This window comes from Brevundimonas sp. (assembly GCF_035626975.1).
GTDB lineage: Bacteria > Pseudomonadota > Alphaproteobacteria > Caulobacterales > Caulobacteraceae > Brevundimonas.
The window spans coordinates 1-21,105 of record NZ_DASPMQ010000031.1; the positions used below are offsets into that span (position 1 = coordinate 1).

The following is a 21,105-nucleotide window of genomic DNA, read 5'->3' on the forward strand; positions in this document are numbered from 1 at the left end:
ATGGGGAGGTGAGGACGGGTTTCACCTCCCCACCCCGTGGGGAGGTGGCCGGGCCGCGATCAGCGGGCCGGACGGAGGGGGCGGCGCGGGCGTCGACAAGCTGTTTGCTCATCACTTCCGGCCGGCGCCGCCCCCTCCACCACGCTTCGCGCGGTCCCCCTCCCCATCTGCGATGGGGAGGTGAGCGGCCTCTCCGGGGGCGACGCGGCCAGTCGAACCCGGAGACCTAGTTCTGCGGCGAGGTCGGCGACACCACCGGCGCGTCAGGCGACGGCGCGGGAACCTGGCGCTCGATCACCACCGGCGTCGAGGCCCGGGCCTCGGCCGCGCGGGCCTCGCTGGCGGCGCGGACCGCCTCGGCCTGCGACCGGGCCGCGTCGGCGCGGGCGATGTCGACGCTGGCCTGGGCTCCGGCGACCTGGCCCTGGACCAGGGCGGCGTCAGCCTGGGCCTGGGCCTCGGCGGCGTCGAGGCGGGCGTCGAGAATCTCCTCGTCGGTCTGCGCCCCGCCGCGGGCGAACAGGATCCACAGCACCGCCAGCAGCACCAGGCCGCCGAGAATGCCGGCGATCCACCAGCCGGAGTTGGATTCGCGCACCACCACGGTTTCGGTGGTGGTCTCGGTGTAGGTCGGTTCACCCGGACGCGGTCGGCTCGGATCGGTGTTCGGATCGTACTGGGTCACGGGCAGTCCTCCATTGAACTGCCGCAACGGTTGCGCCCGGCGTCCGTTCCGCCGTTAACCCACCCGGCGCAGCACCAGCGCGCTCCAGGCGTCGCGGCGGATGCGGCGCTCCAGCACGAATCCGCGCGACAGATAGGCGGCGGTCACGCGGCGTTCCTGGGTGCGCAGCAGGCCGGACAGGATGGCGACGCCGTCCAGCTTGAGCGCCTCCTTGATGTCCTGTGACAGGCTGACCAGCGGCGGGGCGAGAATGTTGGCGAACACGAGGTCGTAAGGCCCCTGTCCCCGCACCTTGCGGTCGTTGAGGCCGAAGGCGTGGACGAAGCGGGCGTCGGCCATGTTCAGCTTGGCGTTCTCGTTGGCGATACGCACCGAGGGCGCGTCGATGTCGGTGCCGAGCGCCACTCTCGATCCGGTCTTGGCCGCCGCGATCGCCAGCACGCCGGTGCCGCAGCCGACGTCCAGCACCCGCTCGAACCGCTCGCGCTTGAGCAGTTCGTCGAAGGCCAGCAGGCAGCCGACCGTGGTGCCGTGGTGGCCGGTGCCGAAGGCCGCGCCGGCGTCGATCTTCAGATTGACGGTGTTCCTCGGCACCACGCCCTGGTCGTGCGCGCCGTAGATGAAGAAGCGGCCCGCCCGCACCGGCGGCAGGCCGGACAGGGACATGGCCAGCCAGTCGGCGTCGGCCAGCTTCTCGACGAGGACGGTCAGACCCTCGTGCGCCCTGAGCCGCGCCTCGATGCCCCGGGCGTCGTCTTCATCATTGGGAAAGGCGTCGATCCGCCATATACCCCGGTCCTCGTCTTCCTCGAGGATCGAATAGGTGGCGCCCTCCAGCAGCGGGTCGGAATCCAGACACATCGCGGCGGCCTCCGCGATCGCGCGCGGGCCTCTCGCGATTATTTGAACTGCGGACTCGGACATTTCTCAAACACCGCTATCATGACGAATCGAGACACGCGCTGGCGTGCGCTCCACCGCCAGCATCAACCAACTGAACCGAGGGGTCGGGGAAACCATGGCTAAAGCACCGTCCAAGCCGAGTACCGCCAAACCGAAGGCGGCGTCCGCCGCTTCCAAGCCGAAACCGGCGGCAAAGTCGAGCGCCGCGAAGGCCGCGACGGCCAAGCCGGTGGTGAAGGCCGCCGCGCCGAAGCCGGCCGCCAAGCCCGCGGCCGCGAAGAAGCCCGCCGCCAAGGCCGCGGCTCCGAAGGCCGCCGCGTCCAAGGCCGCCCCGAAGGCCGCTCCGAAGGCCGCCGCCAAACCGGCCGCCAGGGCTGCCGCTCCGAAGGCCGCCGCCGCGAAGAAACCCGCCGCCGCGAAGAAGTCCGCCGCCAAGGCGGCGCCGAAGGCCGCGGCTCCGAAGGCCGCCCCGGCTGCGAAGCCGACCGCCGCCGCCGCGGCTCCGAAGCCCGCCGCCCCGGCTCCGGCCGCCGCTCCGGCCGCTGCCGCGCCCGCGGCCAAGCCCGCCGAGAAGAAGGGGTTCCTGACCGGACTCCTCGACGCGATCTTCGGCAAGACCAACTGATCGCCGCCAGAAACGCGGCCTGAAACGACGAAGCGCCGGAGGGGCGATCCTCCGGCGCTTTTTCGTGCGCGCTCGCTGACGCGGATCAGGCTTCCGGCAGGTCTTCCGCCAGGATGGCCATCTCGAACATGAAGCTCCCGGCCTCGTCCTCGTCCTCGAAGACCACGCCGATGAACTCGTCGCCGACATAGACCTCGGCCGAGTCGCTGGGCTTGCCGCGTGGCTTCAGAATGATGCCGCCGGTGTTGAAGGTGCGCTTCAGGTGCGTCTCGACGCGCTTCATGTCGGCGGTGTTCATGGTCGGCCTCAGGTCAGTCGTGAAGCGGCGGACCCTAGAGAAAGGCCCGCCGAAGGGAAACCCTCAACGCTTCAGATCACGAAGTCATAGACGATGTCGGCCAGCGTATGGTCCATGGTCCGGGCCGGCGCCGCCTCGGTGGGGCAGTTGACCAGCCGGGCCGGCACGCCCGCGACGGTGCAGCCCGGCGGCACCGGTTTCAGCACCACCGAACCGGACGCCACCTTGGCGTAGTCGCCGACGGTGATGTTGCCCAGCACCTTGGCCCCGGCCCCGAGCAGCACGCCCCGGCCGATCTTGGGGTGGCGGTCGCCGCGCTCGGCCCCGGTGCCGCCCAGGGTCACCGCGTGCAGCATCGACACCTCATCGCCGACCACCGCCGTCTCGCCGATGACGATGCCCGTGCCGTGATCGAGGAACAGGCCCGAGCCCAGCCGCGCGGCCGGGTGGATGTCGACCTGGAAGAGTTCGGACATGCGGCTCTGGAAATGGAAGGCCAGCGAGTCGCGGCCCTGCCTCCACAGCCAGTGCGCCACCCGGTGGCCCTGCAGCGCCTGGAAGCCCTTGAAATAGAGGAAGGGCTGCAACAGCGTCTTGATGGCGGGATCGCGCTCGGCCACGGCGCGCAGGTCGGCCTCGGCCGCCTCGACGATGCCCGGATCGGCCTCGAAGGCGTCGCGGCAGATCTCGCGCACCGACATCGGACCCAGCTCGGCGTCGCCGAGCTTGCGCGCGATCTGGAAGCCCAGCGCCGCGGCGAGGTTGGTGTGCGACAGGATCACCGCGTTCATCTGCGAGGCCAGGTGCGGCTCGGCGCGCGCGGTCTCGTCGGCGGCGAGGCGCAGCTGCGCCCAGGTGTCCGGACGGGCGGCGACGACTTCGAGCTTGGGCATCCGGGTCTCCTTCGGGAGCATCATACGCTCGCCAGCATGGCCTTCGCCAGTTCGGGCGGCAGATCGCCCTCGCGGGCCATATGGTAGGCCCTGAGCGTGGTCGCCACCGTGAACATGTCGCGCACCGAGCCGCGCCCGATCTCACGCAGCAGGTCGCCGAACGGCGCGCGGGCGACGCGGATGACCTCGGTCGGGTCCGGTTCCGACGGCACAGGCGACAGGTCCCAGGCGATCCACGCCAGCGCCCGCTCGTCGGTGATGGAGTTGGACATCTCGACCTTCAGCGCCTCGCGCCAGCAGGCCGCCCGCAGCCCCGCCTCCTCGGCCAGTTCGCGCCGCGCCCCCTCGATCGGGTCCTCGTCGAACGGGGCGCCGCCCTCGGGCATCTCCCACGACCAGTTCATCAGGGCGAAGCGCTGCTGGCCGACCAGGGTCACCGTCCCGTCCTCGTGGACCGGCAGCACCCCGACCGACAGGTTCCGCGGGCGCATCACCACATAGTCGCATTCCATCCCGGTCGGCGCCGTCGCCGGGTGCCGGGTCAGCCGCATCCACGGATTGTCGAAGATCACGCTCTCGCCGTCGCTGCGCCAGGGCGGCGGCCGTCCGGCCCCGTCGTCCCAGGCCGGGGTCGGACGGTCGGAGTCGAAGGGATCGCGCGAGTCTGTCATCGTCCGCATATGGCGCAGAGCCGCGCGGACGACTAGTCAGGCCGCATGACCGACGCCGACCTGGGCCAGCCCCTCCCCCTCCCCACGCCCTCGCCCGAATTTCAGGCCCGTCTGGCCACGCGCCGCTCCGCTCCGGCCCAGGCGCTCGCCGCCCCGGGCCCGTCCCGCGACGAGATCGGGCGCATCCTGACGCTGGGGGCTCGCTCGCCGGATCACGGCGCGCTGTTCCCGTGGCGCTTCGTGGTCATGGGGCCGCAAAGCCGCGCGGCCCTCGCCGACGCCCTGCTGCCGCACGCCGACCGCCAGCCCGATCCGGGCAAGGCCCGCAAGGTGCTGGCCAAGCTGACCGCCGCGCCCGTATCGATTCTGGTGGTCTCGGCGCCGGCGCCCAGCGCCAAGCCGGTCTGGGAGCAGCAGCTCTCGGCGGGGGCGGTGTGCATGAACCTCGAACACGCCGCCAACGCGCTCGGATATTCCAGCAGCTGGATCACGGACTGGTACAGCTATGACTCGCAAACGCTTGAACTATTGGGCGTAACGGAAGACGAACGGGTCGCCGGCTTCGTCCACATCGGCACGCTGGCCGAGCCGCCGCTGGAGCGCCAGCGGCCGGACCTGTCGCAGAAGGTAGTCTATCGATCCTAGGCGAAGGCCGCCTGGATCGAGAAGCCGACGGCCACGGCGAACAGCAGGGTCACCACGACCAGGGCGACGATCATCAGGTCTTCGGTGCGGTCGCGGGCGGGGCGCATGCCCGGAGACTGACGGGATTCGGCTGTCCGGACGATTACCCGCGCATGATCCCGCCCACATACCGCCGCGCCAGCAGGGGCTTGCCCAGCCAGTAGCAGAGCTCGGCCGGCCGCTCGATGTCCCACACCGCCAGATCGGCGGCCTTGTCGGCCTCGAGGGTACCGATCTCGTCCGCCAGGCCCACCGCCCTGGCCGCCACGCGGGTGGCCCCGGCCAAGGCCTCCTCCGGGGTCAGGCGGAATTGCACGCAGGCCAGGTTCAGCGCCGCCGTCATCGAGGCCACGGGCGAGGTGCCGGGATTGCAGTCCGTCGCCACCGCCATGGCCACCCCGTGCCGCCGGAACAGGTCTATCGGCGGCGGCGTGGTCTCGCGCAGCATCAGGAAGGCGCCGGGCAGCAGCACGGCCACCACACCCGCTTCGGCCATGGCGCGCACGCCCGCCTCACCGGTGTGCTCGACATGGTCCGCCGACAGCGCCCCGTAGCGCGAGGCCAGCGCCGCCCCGCCGCCGTCCGACAGCTGGTCGGCGTGCAGCTTGACCGGCAGGCCGAGGGCGCGGGCCTTTTCGAACAGCCGGGCCACCTCGTCGGCGGAGAAGGCGATGGGCTCGCAATAGGCGTCGACTGCGTCGACGAGACCTTCGGCGTGGGCGGCGGGCAGGATTTCATCCACAGCCTTGTCCACATAGACGGCCCGGTCCGCCCGATGCTCCGGCGGCACGGCGTGCAGGCCGAGATAGCTGGTCCGCACCCTCACGCCCGCCTCGCGCCCGATCCGCCGGGCGACGCGCAGCATCTTCAGCTCGCTGTCGCGGTCGAGGCCGTAGCCGGACTTGATCTCGATGGTGGTGACGCCGGTGGCGGTGAGACCCGCGAGGCGCGTCAGGGCGCTGGCGTAGAGGTCATCTTCCGACGCCGCCCGCGTCGCCGCGACCGACGAGACGATGCCGCCGCCAGCGCGGGCGATCTCCTCATAGGTGGCGCCGCCCAGCCGCTGTTCGAACTCGCCCGACCGGTCGCCGCCGAAGACCAGGTGGGTGTGGCAGTCGATCAGTCCCGGCGTGACCCAGCGGCCGTCCAGCCGGTCCGTTTCCGCCGCCTCGTGCGTCGGCAAAGCCGTGCGAGGCCCGGCCCAGACGATGCGGCCGTCGGCGATCAGGATCGCCCCGTCATCAATGGCCCCGTAGGGCTCGCCGCCCTCCACCATGGTCGCGAGGCGGCAGTCGATCAGAAGACGGTCGACGGTCATCGGGCCTCCGGACGGGCGGGCGAGAAGCGGGCGACCAGATCATAGACCTGACCCGGAAAGGTCTGCCATGCCCAGGTCACGCCCCGCCCGTCGGCCCAGGTGCGCCGTTCCAGCTTGAGGCAGGCCTCGCCCGGCGCCAGGTCCAGCCGCAGCGCCGTCTCGCGGTCGGCGGCCACGGCGGCGATCCTGTGCTCGGCCTCGGTCCACGGCGCCCGCTTCAGCAGCCAGCCCCCGGGTGAGACCTCGGTGAAGGGCTCGTCCGCCGCTTCGGGCGTGGCCGCCAGCCCGATCAGCCGCCGTTCCAGCGCGAACGGCGCCCCGTCGGCCCGATGCAGGCAGACGACCGACAGGACCCCCTGGTCGCCCAGCCACGCTTCGTCATCGGTCGCGTCGCGCACCCCCCGCTCGATCAGTTCATAGCCATAGGCCATCCCCCGCGCCGCGATCTCGGCGGCGATGTCGGGGATGTCGAGCACGGCGGAATGCACCGGCGGCCGCGCCACCACCGACCCCGCCCGCCGACGCCGCACGATCAGCCCCCGCGCGGACAGGTCCGTCAGCGCCCTGGACACCGTCATCCGTGCGCAGTCGTATTGGGTGGTCAGCTCGGCCTCCGTCGGCACCCGCGCTCCGGGCGGCCACTCTCCGGACAGGATGCGCCGCTCGATGTCCGCGCCGATCCGGCGGTGCAGCGAGCTCATCCGCCCAACACGGCGTCCAGCGCCGCACGATAGCGCGCCTCGATCGCGGCCCGGTGCACATGACGCCCGTTCTCGACGACCACCCGCCCGCGCCGCCAGACCGTCCGGATCGCCCGCTTCGGCCCGGCGAACACCAGGCTGTCCAGCAGGGCGTCGTCGCGACGGCCCGCATAGGCCAGGTCGTCGGTCTCCAGCGCCACCAGATCCGCCGCCTCCCCCACGGCGATGCCGGTCGTTCCACCGGTCGCCCGCGCGCCGCCCGCCAGCGCGCGCCGGTACAGCGTCCCGCCCGTGGAGGCGCCGGCGTCCGCCAGCACGGCCCGACCCCGACGCGTCAGCCGCTGACTGTATTCCAGCGCTCTCAGCTCACCGGCCGCATCGATCAGCACATTGGAGTCCGTGCCCACGCCGAAGGCCCCGCCCGCGCCCAGGAACTCCACCGCCGGAAAGACGCCGTCGCCCAGATTGGCCTCGGTCACCGGGCACAGCCCCGCCACCGCCCCGCTCGCCGCCATCCGCGCGGTCTCGTCCGGCGTCAGGTGGGTGGCGTGGATCAGGCACCAGCGCCGATCCAGCGCCGCGTTGTCCAGCAGCCACTGCACCGGCCGGGCGCCCGACCAGTCGAGGCAGTCCTGAACCTCTTTCGTCTGCTCGGCGGCGTGGATGTGCACCGGCCCGTCGCCGGCCATCGGGACGACCGCGGCCAGTTCCTCCGGCGTCACCGCCCGCAGGCTGTGCGGGGCCACGCCCACCACGGCGTCCGGCAGGGCCGCGGCGAGCCGCCGGCTCTCCTCCATCAGGCGCGAAAACCGGTCCACGTCGTTGATGAAGCGGCGCTGTCCCTGCGCCGGCGGCTGCCCTCCGAACCCGGCGTGGGCGTAGAAGACCGGCAGTAGCGTCAGGCCGATCCCGGTCCCGGCCGCCGCCGCCGCGATCCGCCCGGCCAGTTCGCCGGGATCGGCGTAGGGCCGGCCATCCGGGTCGTTATGCAGGTAGTGGAACTCCCCTACCCGGGTGAAGCCGCCCTCCAACATCTCGGCGAACGCCAGGGCGGTGATCGCCTCGATCTCATCAGGCCCGCCCCGGTCCAGAAAGCGGTACATCAACGCGCGCCAGGACCAGAAGTCGTCCCCGGCGGTCGGCCCGCGCTCCTCGGTGAGGCCGGCCATCGCGCGCTGAAAGGCGTGGCTGTGCACGTTGGACAGGCCCGGCAGGGCGACGCCCAGATCGGCCTCGCCCGCCCCGCGCGCGACGCCCGTCTCGACCTTCGCCAGCCGGCCGTCCGCGACGGTGATCCGCACGTCGCCCGCCCACCCGCCGGGCAGCAGGGCGCGGGCGAAGAACAGGCTGTGTGCGGCGGCTTCGGGCACTGGACAAACCTCCATCGGCCTGAATATGTCTATACATAATCGGCAGGCTGGCAAGACGGGCAGGCCAGGGCGGATGGTGAGGGAGGCGGTGATGACGGACTGGCTGACGGTGACGCCCGGCGACGCCCCGCTGATCGTCGCCATCCCCCATGCCGGCACCGACATTCCCGCCGCCATCGAGGCGCGCCTGGCCGACCCGTGGCGGGCCCGCAAGGACGCCGACTGGTGGATCGACCGCCTCTACGCCTTCGCCGGGGCGCTGGGGGCCACCACCGTCCGCACCGCCATCTCCCGCAGCGTCATCGACGTGAACCGCGACCCGTCGGGCCAGTCCCTCTATCCCGGCATGACCACCACCGGCCTGTGCCCCCTCGAGACCTTCGACGGCGAGCCCCTGTATCACCCCGGCGAAGAGCCCGGGGCGGTCGAGATCGAGGCCCGCCGCGCCGAATTCTTCGATCCCTATCACGCCGCCCTGACCGGCCAGATCGAGCGGCTGGCGGCCAACGGCCCGGTCGTCGTCTACGACGCCCACTCGATCCGCTCGCATGTGCCGCGCCTGTTCGACGGCCAGTTGCCGCAGTTCAACATCGGCGACAACGGCGGCGTCACCTGCGCCCCCGCCCTGACCGCCGCGGTCGAGGCGGCCTGCGTCGCCTCGGGCGACAGCCACGTCGTCAACGGCCGCTTCAAGGGCGGCTGGACCACGAGGCGTTACGGCCGGCCGGAGACGGGGGTTCACGCCATCCAGATGGAGTTGGCGGCCCGGGGCTATATCGACGAGCCGGCGACCGCGACCGCCGCGACCTGGCCCACGCCCTTCGACCCGGCCCGCGCCGCGCCGATCACGCGCACCCTGCGCGACGTCCTCACCGCCGCCCGCGACTTCGCACTCAGCCAGCGAGCCTGATCATGACCGCCTCCAACGCCCGCGTCGTCCGCGCCCCCCGCGGCCTCGAGATGACCGCGAAGACCTGGGCCGCCGAGGCCGCCCTGCGGATGCTGATGAACAACCTCGATCCCGAGGTGGCCGAGCGGCCCGAGGACCTGGTGGTCTACGGCGGCATCGGCAAGGCCGCGCGCGACTGGCCGTCGTTCGACCGCATCGTCGACGAATTGCGCGCGCTCGAGCCCGACCAGACGCTGCTGGTCCAGTCCGGCAAGCCGGTCGGCGTCTTCCGCACCCACGCCGACGCCCCGCGCGTGCTGATCGCCAACTCCAATCTCGTACCGAAGTGGGCGACCTGGGAGCATTTCAACGAGCTCGATCGCAAGGGCCTGATGATGTACGGCCAGATGACCGCCGGCTCGTGGATCTACATCGGCACCCAGGGCATCGTTCAGGGCACCTGGGAGACCTTCATGGAGGCCGGGCGCCAGCACCATGGCGGCGACTGGTCGGGCAAGTGGATCCTCACCGCCGGCCTCGGCGGCATGGGCGGGGCGCAACCCCTGGCCGCGACCATGGCCGGGGCGTCGTGCCTGGCTGTGGAATGCCAGCGAAGCCGGATCGAGATGCGGCTCAAGACCCGCTACCTCGACGTCATGGCCGAGACGCTGGACGAGGCCCTGACCCTGATCGAGAAAGCCAAGACGGACAAAAAACCGATATCCGTCGGCCTGTTGGGCAATGCGGCGGATGTATTGCCTGAACTGGTGAAGCGCGGCGTCCGGCCCGATCTGGTCACCGACCAGACCAGCGCCCACGACCTGGTCAACGGCTATCTGCCGCAGGGCTGGACGGTCGCGGAATGGGAGGACCGGCGCGTGTCCGATCCCGAGGCGGTGAAGGAGGCGGCGCGCCAGTCCTGCGCGGTCCACGTCCGGGCCATGCTCGATTTCCAGAAGGCAGGGGTTCCGGTCACCGACTACGGCAACAACATCCGCCAGGTCGCCTTCGACGAGGGGGTGACGAACGCCTTCGACTTCCCGGGATTCGTGCCAGCCTACATCCGCCCGCTATTCTGCCGCGGCGTGGGTCCGTTCCGCTGGGCCGCCCTGACCGGCGATCCGGACGACATCCGAAAGACCGACGCGGCGATGAAAAAGCTGTTCCCCGACAACGCCGGCCTGCACCGCTGGCTCGACATGGCCGGCGAGCGCATCGCCTTCCAGGGCCTGCCCGCCCGCATCTGCTGGATCGGCCTCGGCGACCGCCACCGCGCCGGCCTGATGTTCAACGACATGGTCGCCTCGGGCGAACTGTCGGGTCCGATCGTCATCGGCCGCGACCACCTCGACTCCGGCTCGGTGGCCAGCCCCAACCGCGAGACCGAGGCGATGATGGACGGCTCCGACGCCGTCTCCGACTGGCCGCTGCTCAACGCCCTGCTCAACACCGCCTCGGGCGCCAGCTGGGTGTCGCTGCACCACGGCGGCGGGGTCGGCATGGGCTATTCCCAGCACTCCGGCGTGGTCATCGTGGCGGACGGCACGCCGGAGGCGGCGAAACGGCTGGAGCGGGTGCTGTGGAACGACCCCGCCACCGGCGTCATGCGCCACGCCGACGCCGGCTATGAGATCGCGAAGGAGGCGGCCCGAGAGCACGGCCTCAACTTGCCGAGCCTGAAATGACCGCTAGAGATCTCCCGATCATCGCCGGCGCCCTGGTCGTCCTGTCGGCCTGCGCATCCCTGCCCGTCATCGCGAATCGGCCGCCACTGGACCTGAGCGTCGAACCCGGCGAAACCGCCTTCCGTCTCTCGCTCGCGAACCCCTCAGGCTACGACCGCTGCATCGCCTCGGACCTCTGGCCGACACGCGGGGGCCAGCTGGATTTTGCGTCGGAGCGAGTCTACGTCGAGGACGACGGCAGGCGTTTCTCGATCCGCGATGAGAACACCGGCTACTGCCCGGGCTGCCAGGTTCGAGTACCAGCCAACTCCAGCATTACAGCGGCGCTGCCCTATTCGGAGTTCCCGGGGCTGACGGAGTCTCCTCCCGGACCCCACGCCACCCTGACCTTACCGATCGCTGAAACGCCTTGCCGAGCCACAGCATGACCCATCTCACCCTCGGCCAATCTCCCCTCACTCTCGCCCAGCTGCGCGCGGTCCTCGACGCGCCCTGCACGGTCGAACTCGCCCCCGCCTCGTGGACCGCCGTCGACAAGGGCGCGGCCGTGGTCGCCGCCATCGTGGCCGAGGGCCGGACCGTCTATGGCGTCAACACCGGCTTCGGCCTGCTGGCCAACACCTCGATCGCCACCGCCGACCTCGAGACCCTGCAGAAGAACCTCGTGCTGAGCCACGCCTGCGGCGTCGGGCCACTGCTGGACGACCGCGTCGTCCGCCTGCTGATGGTGCTCAAGATCGCCTCGCTGTCGAAGGGCGCCTCGGGCATCCGCCGCGAGACGCTCCAGGCCCTGATCGCCATGGTCAACGGCGGCGTCCTGCCCTGCATCCCGTCCAAGGGCTCGGTCGGGGCCTCGGGCGACCTCGCCCCGCTGGCGCATATGAGCTGCGTCCTGATCGGCGTCGGCGAGGCGCGCGTGGGCGGCGAGACCCTGCCGGCCGAGGCCGCCCTCGCCACCGTGGGGCTGAAGCCCATCGTGCTGGGCCCGAAGGAAGGCCTCGCCCTGCTCAACGGCACCCAGTGCTCGACCGCGCTGGCGCTGGCCGGCCTGTTCGCCGCCGAGGCCGCCTTCGCGGCCGGCATCGCCGCCGGGGCGCTGTCCGTCGATGCGCTCAAGGGCTCCGACGCGCCGTTCGACCCGCGCATCCACGCCCTGCGCGGCCAGCCGGGCCAGATCGCCGTCGCCGCCCGCCTGCGCGAGTTGATGAGCGGTTCGGCCATCCGCGAGAGCCACCGCCACGACTGCGCCAAGGTGCAGGACCCGTATTCCCTGCGCTGCCAGCCGCAGGTCATGGGCGCGGTGCTCGACGTGCTCAACAACGCCGCCGCCACGCTGGCGCGGGAGGCCAACGCCGTGACCGATAATCCGCTGGTCTTCATCGACGAGGGCGACGTCATCTCGGGCGGAAACTTCCACGCCGAACCCGTGGCGTTCGCGGCGGATATGATCGCGATGGCGCTGTGCGAGATCGGCAATATCTCGGAGCGCCGGACCTCGATCCTCGTCGATCCGAAGATGAGCGACCTGCCCGCCTTCCTGGTGAAGGAAAGCGGACTGAACTCGGGCTTCATGATCGCCCAGGTCACCGCCGCCGCCCTCGTGGCCGAGAACCGGATGGTGGCGCACCCGTGCAGCATCGACACGGTGCCGACCAGCGCCAACCAGGAAGACCACGTCTCCATGGCCACCCATGGCGCGCGCCGCCTGCTCGACATGGCCGAGAACACCGCCGCCGTCGTGGCCATCGAACTGCTGGCGGCGGCGCAGGGGATCGAGTTCCACCGGCCGCTGACCTCATCGCCGGTGCTGGAACAGGTCTTCGCCGTGGTGCGCGAGGCGGCGGCGGCCTATGGCAGCGACCACTATTTCGCGCCGGACATCGCGCGGGCGACGGACGGGGTCAGAAGCGGTCGCTACCGCGCCTTCGCCGGAGACCTGCTCCCGTCGGCCTGATCCTGCAGCGGCGCGCGGCGCAGGGCGGTGAGGTTCGCCGAGCCGGTGCAGAAGCAGACGGTGCGCAGCTGGCGGATCACGGTCTGGAAATGCTCGACCACGGCTTCGGTCGAGACGGTGGCGGCGGCCAGCACGCCCGCCGCCTGACCGACCATGTCGGCGCCCAGCCGGATGGCTTTAGCGGCGTCGACGCCGTCGGCCACCCCGCCCGAGCCGATGATCGTCGTCTTTGGACAGGCGGCCCGGACCTCGGCGATGGCCCGCGCCGTCGGAATGCCCCAGTCGGCGAAGGCGGCGGCGTGGGCCTTGTCGCCGGCGTCCGTGGCCCGCTCGCCCTCGACGGTCGCCCAGTTCGAGCCGCCGGCCCCGGCCACGTCGATGCCCGCGACGCCCATCTCGACCAGCCGCTTCGCCGTCGCGGCGGAGATGCCGGCGCCGGTTTCCTTGACCAGCACCGGGGCGTCCAGCGCCTTGACCAGCGCCTCCAGCGCCGCCCCGACGCCCCACCAGTCGCGGTCGCCCTCGGGCTGGCAGGCCTCCTGCAGCGGGTTCAGATGCACGATCAGGGCGTCGGCGGCGATCATGTCCAGCACCCGCCGGGCCTCGTCGACGCCGAAGCCGCGGGTCAGCTGGGCCGCGCCGATATTGGCCAGGATGGGGGTGTCCGGCGCCTTGAGCCGCAGCGCCATGTCCAGCCCCGGCGTCGCGCCCTCCGTCTCCAGCGCCGCGCGCTGCGACCCGACCGCCAGGGCGATGCCGAGATGCTGCGCCGCCTCGGCCAGCCGGGCGTTGATGGCCTCGGCGCGGCTCGGCCCGCCGGTCATCGAACTGATCAGCAGGGGCGCCTTGAGCCGCCGGCCGAGGAAGTCCGCGCCGAGGTCGATCTTGCCGTGGTCGAGATCCGGCAGGGCCTCGTGCACGAACCGGATGTCGGCGAAACCGCTGTCCCGCCCGTGCCGGGCCTTCCCCGCCAGGATCACGTCGAGGTGCTGGTCCTTGCGGGCGGTGATGTCGGTCAAACGCTTACTCCGCCGGTCGCGGTGGGATCAGGGCTGTTTCTCGACCGTCAGGGCGTAGGCGCCCGTCTGGCCCTGCTGGTAGGCCCCGGCGCGGATCTCGAAGGTCCCGTCTTCCGGCGCGGTCCATTCCAGCTTGGCGTGGGTGTCGGTCAGGCCGTCGTCGTCGGACCCCAGCACCTCGAACTCGCCGTCCTCCTTCTCGCGCCCGACGGTCAGGAAGCTGTCGACGTCGTTCGAGACCATGGTGATGAGCAGCTTCTCGTCCTCGCGCAGGGTGACGCGGTAGGCGTCGTAGTGGCTGTTGCTGTCGGTGGTCGCGTCGGTCTCCGTCAGGGCGCCCCAGGCCGTCGCGCCGACCAAGACGCTGCCCGGCTGCGGCTGCGGACCGCGGTCGATCAGTTCGAGCGCGTAGAGCCCCTTCGCGTCCGACCCCAGGGGCGAAGCCCGCAACACATAGTCGCCGTCTTCCGGCAGGGTGAAGTTCAGGCGCGAGTCCGTGCCCTCCATCAGGCCGTCGTCGTCCGACGCCAGGGCGGAGAACTCGCCGTCGGCCTTGCCGACCTGCAGGAAGGTGTCGAAGTCGCCGGACCGCATGATCGCCTGGATCCTCTGGCCCTCGCGGCCGGAGAAGGTGAAGGCGTCGTAGCCGCGGTCCTCATCGTCGCGCGGGTCGCTCTCGCCGATCTCGCCCTGCAGGCTGGCGCCGAAGGGGATGCTGTCCGGCGCGCGGTCCGGCTCGACCTCCGTGATCGACAGGCTGTAGTCGCCCGTAGCCTCCGAGAAGGCCCGCGCCTCGACGATGTACGAGCCGGTGCGCGGCAGGGTGAAGGTCAGACGCGAATCCGTGCCTTCCGGCCCGCCGTCGTCGTCCTCGTCCAGGCTAACGCGGTTCTCGTCGAACAGCTCGACATAGGTGTCGAAATCCTCCGAGGTCATGTCGATGCGCACGCGCTGTCCTTCGCGGCCCTCGAACCGGTACGCGTCGGCCGGGGTGTCGCTCTCGCTCTTGCCGTCGCTCTCGGTCAGTTCGCCTTCGACGGTCGCTCCGACCGCGATCGACTGGGCCGCGACGGGCGGCGGTCCTTCCTGCAGGCCGAGGCTGTAGGCGCCGGCGTCGGCCGCATTGAGCGGCGTCACCCGGATCAGGTATTCGCCGTTGTCGGGCGCGGTGAAGATCAGCCGCGAGTTAAGGCCGCTGTCGGAGCCGTCATCGTTCTCCGCCAGCTGGACGAAGGCGCCGTCCTCCATCCGTCCGACGCGGAGCACCGGATCGAACGCCTCGCTGTCCAGGGCCATGGCGATGCGATCGCCCTGCCCGGCCCTGAAACTGAAGGCGTCGTACGGGAGCCCGTCGTCGGTTTCCGGATCGCGGTTCGACAGCTCCCCGTGCAGCGTCTGTCCGACGCGGATGCCGGACGGACGCGGGGCGCGGGGCGGCGGCGGCCGCTCAGCCAGGCTCAGGGTGTAGGCGCCGCCTTCCAGCCCGGAAAGCGGCCGGGCGCGCAGGATATAGGTTCCCGCCGTCGGGGCGGTGAAGCGGAGGCGGGAGTCCGTGCCCTCCCCCAGGCCGTCGTCGTCCGAGGCCAGGGCCTCCGCCGTCGCATCTTCGGGAAACACCTCCAGATAGGCGTCGAACGCCCCGGACCGCAGAATGGCCTCGAGCCGCTGACCAGCCCGGGCCCTGATCGCGTAGTCGTCGTAGCGCCAGGAGTCCTCGGCCTCGGTCAGGTCGCCCTCCCCGATCGATCCCTCGACCGTGGCGCCCACGGCCAGCGGCGCGGCCGACTGCGCCAGCGCGGGGCCGGCGGCCAGGACGAGCGCCAGACTGCTGGCGGCGAGAATGGTGTGACGGCGCATGCGGTCCCCCTGATTGCGGCCACGATCATAGACGCCGAACCGCGCCGTCTGTAAATCGCGCTCACCGCACGATTCCTGACGACCGGAGCCGAAACCATGACGGCCGAACCCGCCCGCGCGACCCTGATCGACGGCAAGGCCTTCGCGGCCGGCCTGGTGGAGCGCGTCGCCGCCGCGTCGGCCCGCCTTGAGGCGGCGCACCGGGTCAAGCCCGGCCTCGCCGTGGTCATCGTGGGCGACGATCCCGCCAGCCAGATCTACGTGCGCAACAAGGGCGAGACCACCCTGCGGGCCGGGCTGCGATCCGACACCCATCGCCTGCCCGCTGACACGGACCAGGAGACGCTGCTTGAGCTGATCGCCGCGCTGAACGCCGACACGGGCATCCACGGCATCCTCGTCCAGCTGCCCCTGCCCCGCCATATCGACGCCGCGGCGGTGCTCGGGGCCATCGACCCGGACAAGGACGTCGACGGCTTCCACGTCGTCAACGCCGGGCGGCTGGCGGTCGGCCTGCCGGGCCTCGTCCCCTGCACGCCGCTGGGCTGCCTGATGCTGCTGAAGCATGAGCTGGGCGACCTGTCCGGCCTCAACGCGGTCATCGTCGGGCGCTCCAACATCGTCGGCAAGCCGATGGCGCAACTGCTGCTGGGCGAGAGCTGCACGGTGACCATCGCCCATTCGCGCACCCGCGACCTGCCGGCCCTGTGCCGCACCGCCGACATCCTCGTCGCCGCCGTGGGCCGCCCCGAAATGATCCGCGGCGACTGGATCCGTCCCGGCGCGACGGTGATCGACGTCGGCATCAATCGGGTTCCGTCGCGCGATCCGGTGAAGGCGGCCGAGGGCAAGACCCGGGTCGTCGGCGACGTGGCGTTCGACGAGGCCGCGGCGGTGGCCGGACGCATCACCCCGGTGCCGGGCGGCGTCGGACCCATGACCATCGCCTGCCTGCTGGCCAACACCTACACCGCGGCCTGCCGCGCCGCCGGCGTGCCGCCGGAACCGCTGGACGCTTGAACGGCAGGGCCTAACCCCTGATAGTCATCCATTCAGGGCCGCAGCCTGTCAGGAGACGTCGATGATTCCCTTGAACCCCCGCATGGCGGCCATCGCGGCCGTGGTGGTCCTGGCCCCGGCCGCCGCCGGCTGCGGCGTCAACGCCATCCCGACCAAGGAAGAGACCGCCCAGGCCCGCTGGGCCGACGTGCAGTCGCAATACCAGCGCCGCTCGGACCTGATCCCCAACCTCGTCGCCACGGTGCAGGGCGCGGCGATCGCCGAGCGCACCACCCTGACCCAGGTCATCGAGGCCCGGGCCCGCGCCACCGGCGTCACGGTGACGCCCGAGACCCTCAACGATCCCGCCGCCTTCCAGCGCTACCAAGCCGCCCAGGGCGAACTGAGCCAGGCCCTGTCGCGCCTGATGCTGGTGGTCGAGCGCTATCCGGAAGTCCGGTCGAACCAGAATTTCATCGCCCTGCAATCGCAGCTGGAGGGCACCGAGAACCGCATCGCGGTGGCCCGGCGCGACTACAATGAGGCGGTGCGGGACTACAACACCTCGCTGCGCACCTTCCCGACGGTGATCTGGGCCAAGACGATCCACGCGGGGTCCGACCCGATGCAGCTGTTCACGGCGACGGAAGCCGCCCAGACCGCGCCCACCGTGAATTTCGACGCCATCAACCCGGCCCGGCCCGGCGGCGCCGCCGCGCCGACGACGCCCGGCGCGGCTCCGCCCGCGCAGTGAATTCGTCCACGTCCCCCTGGCCAGGCCGTCTTGCGGCGTTGCTGGTCGCCCTGCTGACCGGCGTCTGGCTGGCTTCCGCACAGATCGCGGTCGCTCAATCAGCGCGGGGGCCTGAATTCCCGACCCTGACCGGGCGGGTCGTCGACCAGGCGAGGCTTCTGACGCCCGAAAAGGAAGCGGCGCTGACCGCGAAGCTGGAAGCCCTCGAGCGGGATACCTCCGACCAGCTGGTCGTGGTGACGGTCAACAGCCTCGATGGCCGCGAAATCGAGGACTATGGCTATCAGCTCGGACGGGCCTGGGGCATCGGCCAGGCGGACGACGACAACGGCGTCCTGCTGATCATCGCGCCCGAGGAACGCAAGGTGCGGATCGAGGTCGGCTATGGCCTGGAGCCCGTGCTGACGGACGCGCTGTCGGCGCTGATCATCCACAACGAGATCCTTCCGTCCTTCCGCGAAGGCTATTTCGAGCGCGGCATCGAGCAGGGCGTTGACGCCATCGACCGGCAGCTGCGGCTCGATCCGGCGGAAGCGCAGGCGCGGGCCGCCGCCGCCGCCAGACCGAAGGCCGGCGTCCCGGCCGGGCCCGTGATCTTCATCGGCGTCATCTTCGGCCTGATGTTCATCTCCATGATCGGGGGACTGGCCCGGGGCGGTCGTCGCCGGCGCGGTTCCGGCCTGGCGCCGATCCTGATCTGGGCGGCGGCCGAAGCGATGCGCGGCGGCGGTCGCGGGGGCGGCGGTTTCGGGGGAGGCGGCGGCGGCTTCGGCGGCGGCGGCGGCAGCTTTGGCGGCGGGGGCGCGTCCGGCGGATGGTGACCGATCTCACACGTGAAGCCCATGACCGGATCGCGGCCGCCATCGCGGCGGCGGAAGCCCGCACATCGGGCGAAATCTTCTGCGTGCTGGCGCGGCGCGTGTCGTCGTATCGCGACGTCTCGCTGGGCTGGGCCGCGGCGGCGGCGCTGATCCTGCCGCTCGGCCTGATCCCCGTCGGCTTCGATCCGGCGTGGATACCCGGAATGGCCGACAGCTGGGAAGCGGCCCATCTGGCGGCGCGCGACGTCTCGGTCGGACAGGCCCTGGGCGCCTATGCCGTGATCCAGGCCGTCCTGTTCCTGGGCGTCTATCTGATCACCCGGCTGCCGGCGGTCACACGGTGGATCACGCCCCGCGCCATCCGGCGGGCTCGCGTCCGGGAGGCCGCCGTGCAGCAGTTTCTCGCCCATGGCCTGCACGTCACCGAGGCGCGCACCGGCGTGCTGATCTTCGCCGCTCTCGCCGACCATCAGGTGGAGGTCGTCGCCGACAAGGGCATTCACGACAAGGTGGATCAGTCGGTCTGGGGGGACGCGGCCGCGGCGCTTTCCCAGGGACTCAAGCGCGACGATCCGGCGGCCGGCTTCGAGGCCGCGATCGGGCTGTGCGGGGCGGTCCTGGCGGAGCATTTCCCCCCGCATCCCGCCAATCCCAACGAGGTTCCGGACCGGCTGGTCGTGATCTGACAGGCGACCGGAACGCGGTCCATGGGGGTCGCATTCCTGATTGAAATGGCCTAGCCCGACCGCCTCAGAGCGTTTCGGCCCGTTCCCAGGACCTCATGCCCCGCCTGCTGACCTACAATGTGCACCGTTGCGTCGGCGTCGACCGGAGGCTGGATGTCGGGCGGATCGCCGCGGTCATCGCCGAGCACGAACCGGATATCGTCTGCCTGCAGGAGCTCGACGTCGGCCGCGCCCGGACGGGGCTCGTGGACCAGGCCCGGGCGATCGCCGACCGCCTGGCCATGACCTTTCACTTTCACGCCGCCATGAAGGTCGAGGCCGAACAGTATGGCGACGCCATCCTGACATTGCGGCCGGAGCGGCTGGTGAAGTCGGGGGCGCTGCCGACGATCCGCGGCGTGCCGGGGCTGGAGCCGCGGGGCGCGCTGTGGGCGGCCATCGATTTCGACGGAGTGAACCTCAACGTCATCAACACCCATCTGGGCCTCGTGCCGCGCGAACAGCGGCTGCAGGCCGCCGCCCTGCTGGGCGAGGGGTGGCTGGGTCATCCGTCGTGCGTCGGCCCCACCCTGCTGACCGGCGACTTCAACGCCACCTCGATCACCCGGCCCTATCAGGCGCTGGCCCGGCGGCTGTCCGACTGTCAGCGCGCGCTGGGTCTGCGGCCCTCGGTGAAGACCTTCCCCTCCAGCTTTCCCGCCATCCGCATCGACCACTGCTTCACCAGCCCGGAGCTGGTGGTGACGGGCGTGATGGCGCCGTTCTCGCCCCTCGCCCGCATGGCGTCGGATCACCTGCCCCTGGTCGTGGACTTCGAGATCAGGAGCTGATCCGCGGCCGGTTTCGCTGCGACGGACTGCGCCGCTTCCACGGCCGGAAGGCGTCGGCGGGCGAGGTCGGGTCCCCAAGCTGGAACTCGGCGATGAACCGCTCGACCGCGGACGGAGGCGTCGCGCCCAGGGTCCGCATCCGGCCGGTGTCGAAGCGATGTATGGCCTCCCCGACCGATCCGACCAGGGCCTCGGCCGCCGCGAATTCCGCGGCGCTTTCGCCGATCCAGTGGCCGATGGTGCGGTGGCGGAACCGCCGGATGGCCGCGCGCCCCGCCTCGGTCCCCGGCGCGGCCGCCACGTCGCATTCGGTGTCGAAGCCGAAGGAGCGGTTGTTCAGATTGGTCGAGCCGATCCGCAGCACCTCGTCGTCATAGATCGACACCTTGGCGTGCACGATGATCCGCTCGCCGCCCCGCGTGTGCGGCGCGAAGGCGAAGAAGCGGTTGTTGGTGTCCGCCTGTTCCAGCCGGAACAGGACCTCCGAGCGCGCGGTGTCCATGGTGATCTGGTCGAACCAGCTGGGGCTGCCCCCGGTCGAGACCAGCACGACCTCGGGGCTGTCAGGCCCGGACAGGCGCTCGGCCAGGGCCGCCGCGATCCTCGGCGAGGTGAAATACTGGTTCTCCAGATAGATCAGGTGACGCGCCCGGCGAATGGCGTCGAGGTGCAGGGTCTCGTTCTCGCGCACCTCGGCCCGTCCGGCCCAGGCCGGTTCGGTTCGGGCGATGGCGACCGGCGTGTCGAACAGATCGGGCTCCACGCCCTCCGGCCACGGGTCTTCCCCGGGCTCGTCCGCGACGATCCGCTCGGACGTCGCGCGGAACCAGCGCTCCCGCGCCAGATCGCCCAGGGCGCGGGCCGCCGGCCCGTCCATGACGCACATGACCTCGTGCCGCGGCGACGGGATCAGGCCCGACGGCTGGCAGCGACGCGGGTCGCCGTCCAGATGCTCGGCGGAATCCCAGCGGTCCGTGGCGATGTCGCCCCCGCCGCAGAACGCCACCGCGTCGTCGATGATGACCACCTTCTGATGGTGGCAGGCGCCCGGGGGGCCGGGATTGTCGAGACGAAACTCCACCGTCCGCCTGCGGAACCAGCTCTGGGCCCGATGGGGATAGAAGCCCTGCGACGCGGCGATGAGCAGCGGCGATTTCCAGATCAGCAGCCTGACGTCCAGCTCCGGCCGGGATTTCACCAGCATGCGCAACTGGTGTCCGACCTGGGCCTGATGGTCGTCGGGGAGGGTTTCCGGGTCCAGCCGCGTGCGGGGATCGAACTGCCAGCCCAGCATGACGACCGAACGCCGCGCCTTGCCCAGGGCGGAGCGGAGCGCCTCGAAATAGGCGGCGTTCTCCATCAGCACGGCGAACCGGCCGGCGGTTTCCACCCGCCAGCAGTTCCGCCCCGGCGTCAGCCAGGGCCCGATCCGTTCGTCCGCCGAAAGGCTCATGACACCAGCC

22 protein-coding genes are annotated in these 21,105 nt (G+C 71.2%); 11 read left to right on the forward strand and 11 right to left on the reverse strand.

Annotation, left to right across the window (positions count from 1 at the left end):
* Positions 1 to 226: 226 nt before the first annotated feature.
* A complete protein-coding gene (locus VEB62_RS07975) occupies positions 227 to 685 on the reverse strand; it encodes a hypothetical protein (RefSeq protein WP_324797782.1) in 459 nt (152 codons plus the stop codon).
* Between the two features lie 54 nt (positions 686 to 739).
* Complete coding sequence (locus VEB62_RS07980; protein ID WP_324797785.1) at positions 740 to 1,609, reverse strand: 50S ribosomal protein L11 methyltransferase; 870 nt, start codon at positions 1,607 to 1,609, stop codon at positions 740 to 742.
* Between the two features lie 43 nt (positions 1,610 to 1,652).
* Between VEB62_RS07980 and VEB62_RS07985 the strand changes: the two genes are divergently transcribed.
* The gene (locus tag VEB62_RS07985) at positions 1,653 to 2,213 is read left to right on the forward strand and encodes a hypothetical protein (RefSeq protein WP_324797788.1); all 561 of its coding nucleotides are present in this window, start codon (positions 1,653 to 1,655) and stop codon (positions 2,211 to 2,213) included.
* A gap of 85 nt (positions 2,214 to 2,298) precedes the next feature.
* On the opposite strand, the gene VEB62_RS07990 is transcribed toward VEB62_RS07985, so the two are convergent.
* The 3 genes from VEB62_RS07990 to VEB62_RS08000 form a co-directional block, all read right to left on the reverse strand.
* A complete protein-coding gene (locus VEB62_RS07990; protein WP_298743451.1) occupies positions 2,299 to 2,511 on the reverse strand; it encodes a DUF3126 family protein in 213 nt (70 codons plus the stop codon).
* Positions 2,512 to 2,582: 71 nt separating this feature from the next.
* The gene (cysE, locus tag VEB62_RS07995; RefSeq protein WP_324797792.1) at positions 2,583 to 3,404 is read right to left on the reverse strand and encodes a serine O-acetyltransferase; all 822 of its coding nucleotides are present in this window, start codon (positions 3,402 to 3,404) and stop codon (positions 2,583 to 2,585) included.
* A gap of 20 nt (positions 3,405 to 3,424) precedes the next feature.
* Entirely contained in the window at positions 3,425 to 4,075 is a 651-nt protein-coding gene (locus VEB62_RS08000; RefSeq protein WP_324797795.1) for an NUDIX domain-containing protein, read from the reverse strand.
* A 45-nt stretch (positions 4,076 to 4,120) separates the two neighbouring features.
* Between VEB62_RS08000 and VEB62_RS08005 the strand changes: the two genes are divergently transcribed.
* Entirely contained in the window at positions 4,121 to 4,720 is a 600-nt protein-coding gene (locus tag VEB62_RS08005; protein ID WP_324797798.1) for a nitroreductase family protein, read from the forward strand.
* A 142-nt stretch (positions 4,721 to 4,862) separates the two neighbouring features.
* Here VEB62_RS08005 and hutI read toward each other — a convergent pair whose 3' ends face one another.
* Genes hutI through VEB62_RS08020 form a run of 3 tightly spaced genes read right to left on the reverse strand, consistent with a single transcriptional unit; the run spans position 4,863 to position 8,163 of the window.
* Positions 4,863 to 6,077 (reverse strand): imidazolonepropionase, encoded by a 1,215-nt coding sequence (gene hutI, locus VEB62_RS08010; protein ID WP_324797801.1) that lies wholly within the window; start codon positions 6,075 to 6,077, stop codon positions 4,863 to 4,865.
* Positions 6,074 to 6,778, reverse strand: coding sequence for a histidine utilization transcriptional repressor HutC (hutC, locus tag VEB62_RS08015; RefSeq protein ID WP_324797804.1), 705 nt, complete (start codon positions 6,776 to 6,778; stop codon positions 6,074 to 6,076). The genes hutI and hutC overlap by 4 nt, the downstream gene beginning before the upstream one ends.
* On the reverse strand, positions 6,775 to 8,163 hold the full coding sequence (locus tag VEB62_RS08020; protein WP_324797807.1) for a formimidoylglutamate deiminase: 1,389 nt from the start codon (positions 8,161 to 8,163) through the stop codon (positions 6,775 to 6,777). The genes hutC and VEB62_RS08020 overlap by 4 nt, the downstream gene beginning before the upstream one ends.
* Before the next feature lie 76 nt (positions 8,164 to 8,239).
* On the opposite strand from VEB62_RS08020, the gene hutG reads away from it, so the two are divergent.
* From hutG to hutH, 4 genes are read left to right on the forward strand one after another with little or no spacing between them, the layout of a single operon-like run.
* Positions 8,240 to 9,058, forward strand: a complete 819-nt coding sequence (gene hutG, locus VEB62_RS08025; RefSeq protein WP_324797808.1) for an N-formylglutamate deformylase — start codon at positions 8,240 to 8,242, stop codon at positions 9,056 to 9,058.
* 2 nt (positions 9,059 to 9,060) lie between these two features.
* Positions 9,061 to 10,722: a urocanate hydratase gene (gene hutU / locus VEB62_RS08030; protein WP_324797811.1), complete on the forward strand. Its 1,662-nt coding sequence runs from the start codon at positions 9,061 to 9,063 to the stop codon at positions 10,720 to 10,722.
* Entirely contained in the window at positions 10,719 to 11,150 is a 432-nt protein-coding gene (locus tag VEB62_RS08035; RefSeq protein WP_324797813.1) for a hypothetical protein, read from the forward strand. The genes hutU and VEB62_RS08035 overlap by 4 nt, the downstream gene beginning before the upstream one ends.
* Positions 11,147 to 12,676: a histidine ammonia-lyase gene (hutH, locus tag VEB62_RS08040; protein WP_324797816.1), complete on the forward strand. Its 1,530-nt coding sequence runs from the start codon at positions 11,147 to 11,149 to the stop codon at positions 12,674 to 12,676. Before VEB62_RS08035 ends, hutH begins: the two co-directional genes overlap by 4 nt.
* Here hutH and fni read toward each other — a convergent pair.
* Positions 12,637 to 13,695, reverse strand: a complete 1,059-nt coding sequence (gene fni, locus VEB62_RS08045; protein ID WP_324797819.1) for a type 2 isopentenyl-diphosphate Delta-isomerase — start codon at positions 13,693 to 13,695, stop codon at positions 12,637 to 12,639. The two genes, hutH and fni, sit on opposite strands and share 40 nt — an antisense overlap.
* 27 nt (positions 13,696 to 13,722) lie before the next feature.
* The gene (locus VEB62_RS08050; protein ID WP_324797821.1) at positions 13,723 to 15,552 is read right to left on the reverse strand and encodes a PPC domain-containing protein; all 1,830 of its coding nucleotides are present in this window, start codon (positions 15,550 to 15,552) and stop codon (positions 13,723 to 13,725) included.
* A gap of 96 nt (positions 15,553 to 15,648) precedes the next feature.
* Between VEB62_RS08050 and VEB62_RS08055 the strand changes: the two genes are divergently transcribed.
* The 5 genes from VEB62_RS08055 (at position 15,649) to VEB62_RS08075 (ending at position 19,642) form a co-directional block, all read left to right on the forward strand.
* Positions 15,649 to 16,572, forward strand: coding sequence for a bifunctional methylenetetrahydrofolate dehydrogenase/methenyltetrahydrofolate cyclohydrolase (locus VEB62_RS08055; RefSeq protein ID WP_324797823.1), 924 nt, complete (start codon positions 15,649 to 15,651; stop codon positions 16,570 to 16,572).
* A 61-nt stretch (positions 16,573 to 16,633) separates the two neighbouring features.
* Positions 16,634 to 17,305 (forward strand): LemA family protein, encoded by a 672-nt coding sequence (locus VEB62_RS08060; protein WP_324797826.1) that lies wholly within the window; start codon positions 16,634 to 16,636, stop codon positions 17,303 to 17,305.
* Between the two features lie 38 nt (positions 17,306 to 17,343).
* A complete protein-coding gene (locus VEB62_RS08065; protein ID WP_324797829.1) occupies positions 17,344 to 18,126 on the forward strand; it encodes a TPM domain-containing protein in 783 nt (260 codons plus the stop codon).
* Complete coding sequence (locus VEB62_RS08070) at positions 18,120 to 18,812, forward strand: TPM domain-containing protein (protein WP_324797832.1); 693 nt, start codon at positions 18,120 to 18,122, stop codon at positions 18,810 to 18,812. Before VEB62_RS08065 ends, VEB62_RS08070 begins: the two co-directional genes overlap by 7 nt.
* Before the next feature lie 95 nt (positions 18,813 to 18,907).
* Positions 18,908 to 19,642 carry an endonuclease/exonuclease/phosphatase family protein gene (locus VEB62_RS08075; RefSeq protein WP_324797835.1) on the forward strand — a complete coding sequence of 245 codons (735 nt, stop codon included), beginning with the start codon at positions 18,908 to 18,910 and terminating at the stop codon, positions 19,640 to 19,642.
* Here the strand turns inward: VEB62_RS08075 and VEB62_RS08080 are convergent.
* A complete protein-coding gene (locus VEB62_RS08080) occupies positions 19,632 to 21,095 on the reverse strand; it encodes a phospholipase D-like domain-containing protein (protein WP_324797838.1) in 1,464 nt (487 codons plus the stop codon). The genes VEB62_RS08075 and VEB62_RS08080 overlap by 11 nt on opposite strands.
* Positions 21,096 to 21,105 lie beyond the last annotated feature (10 nt).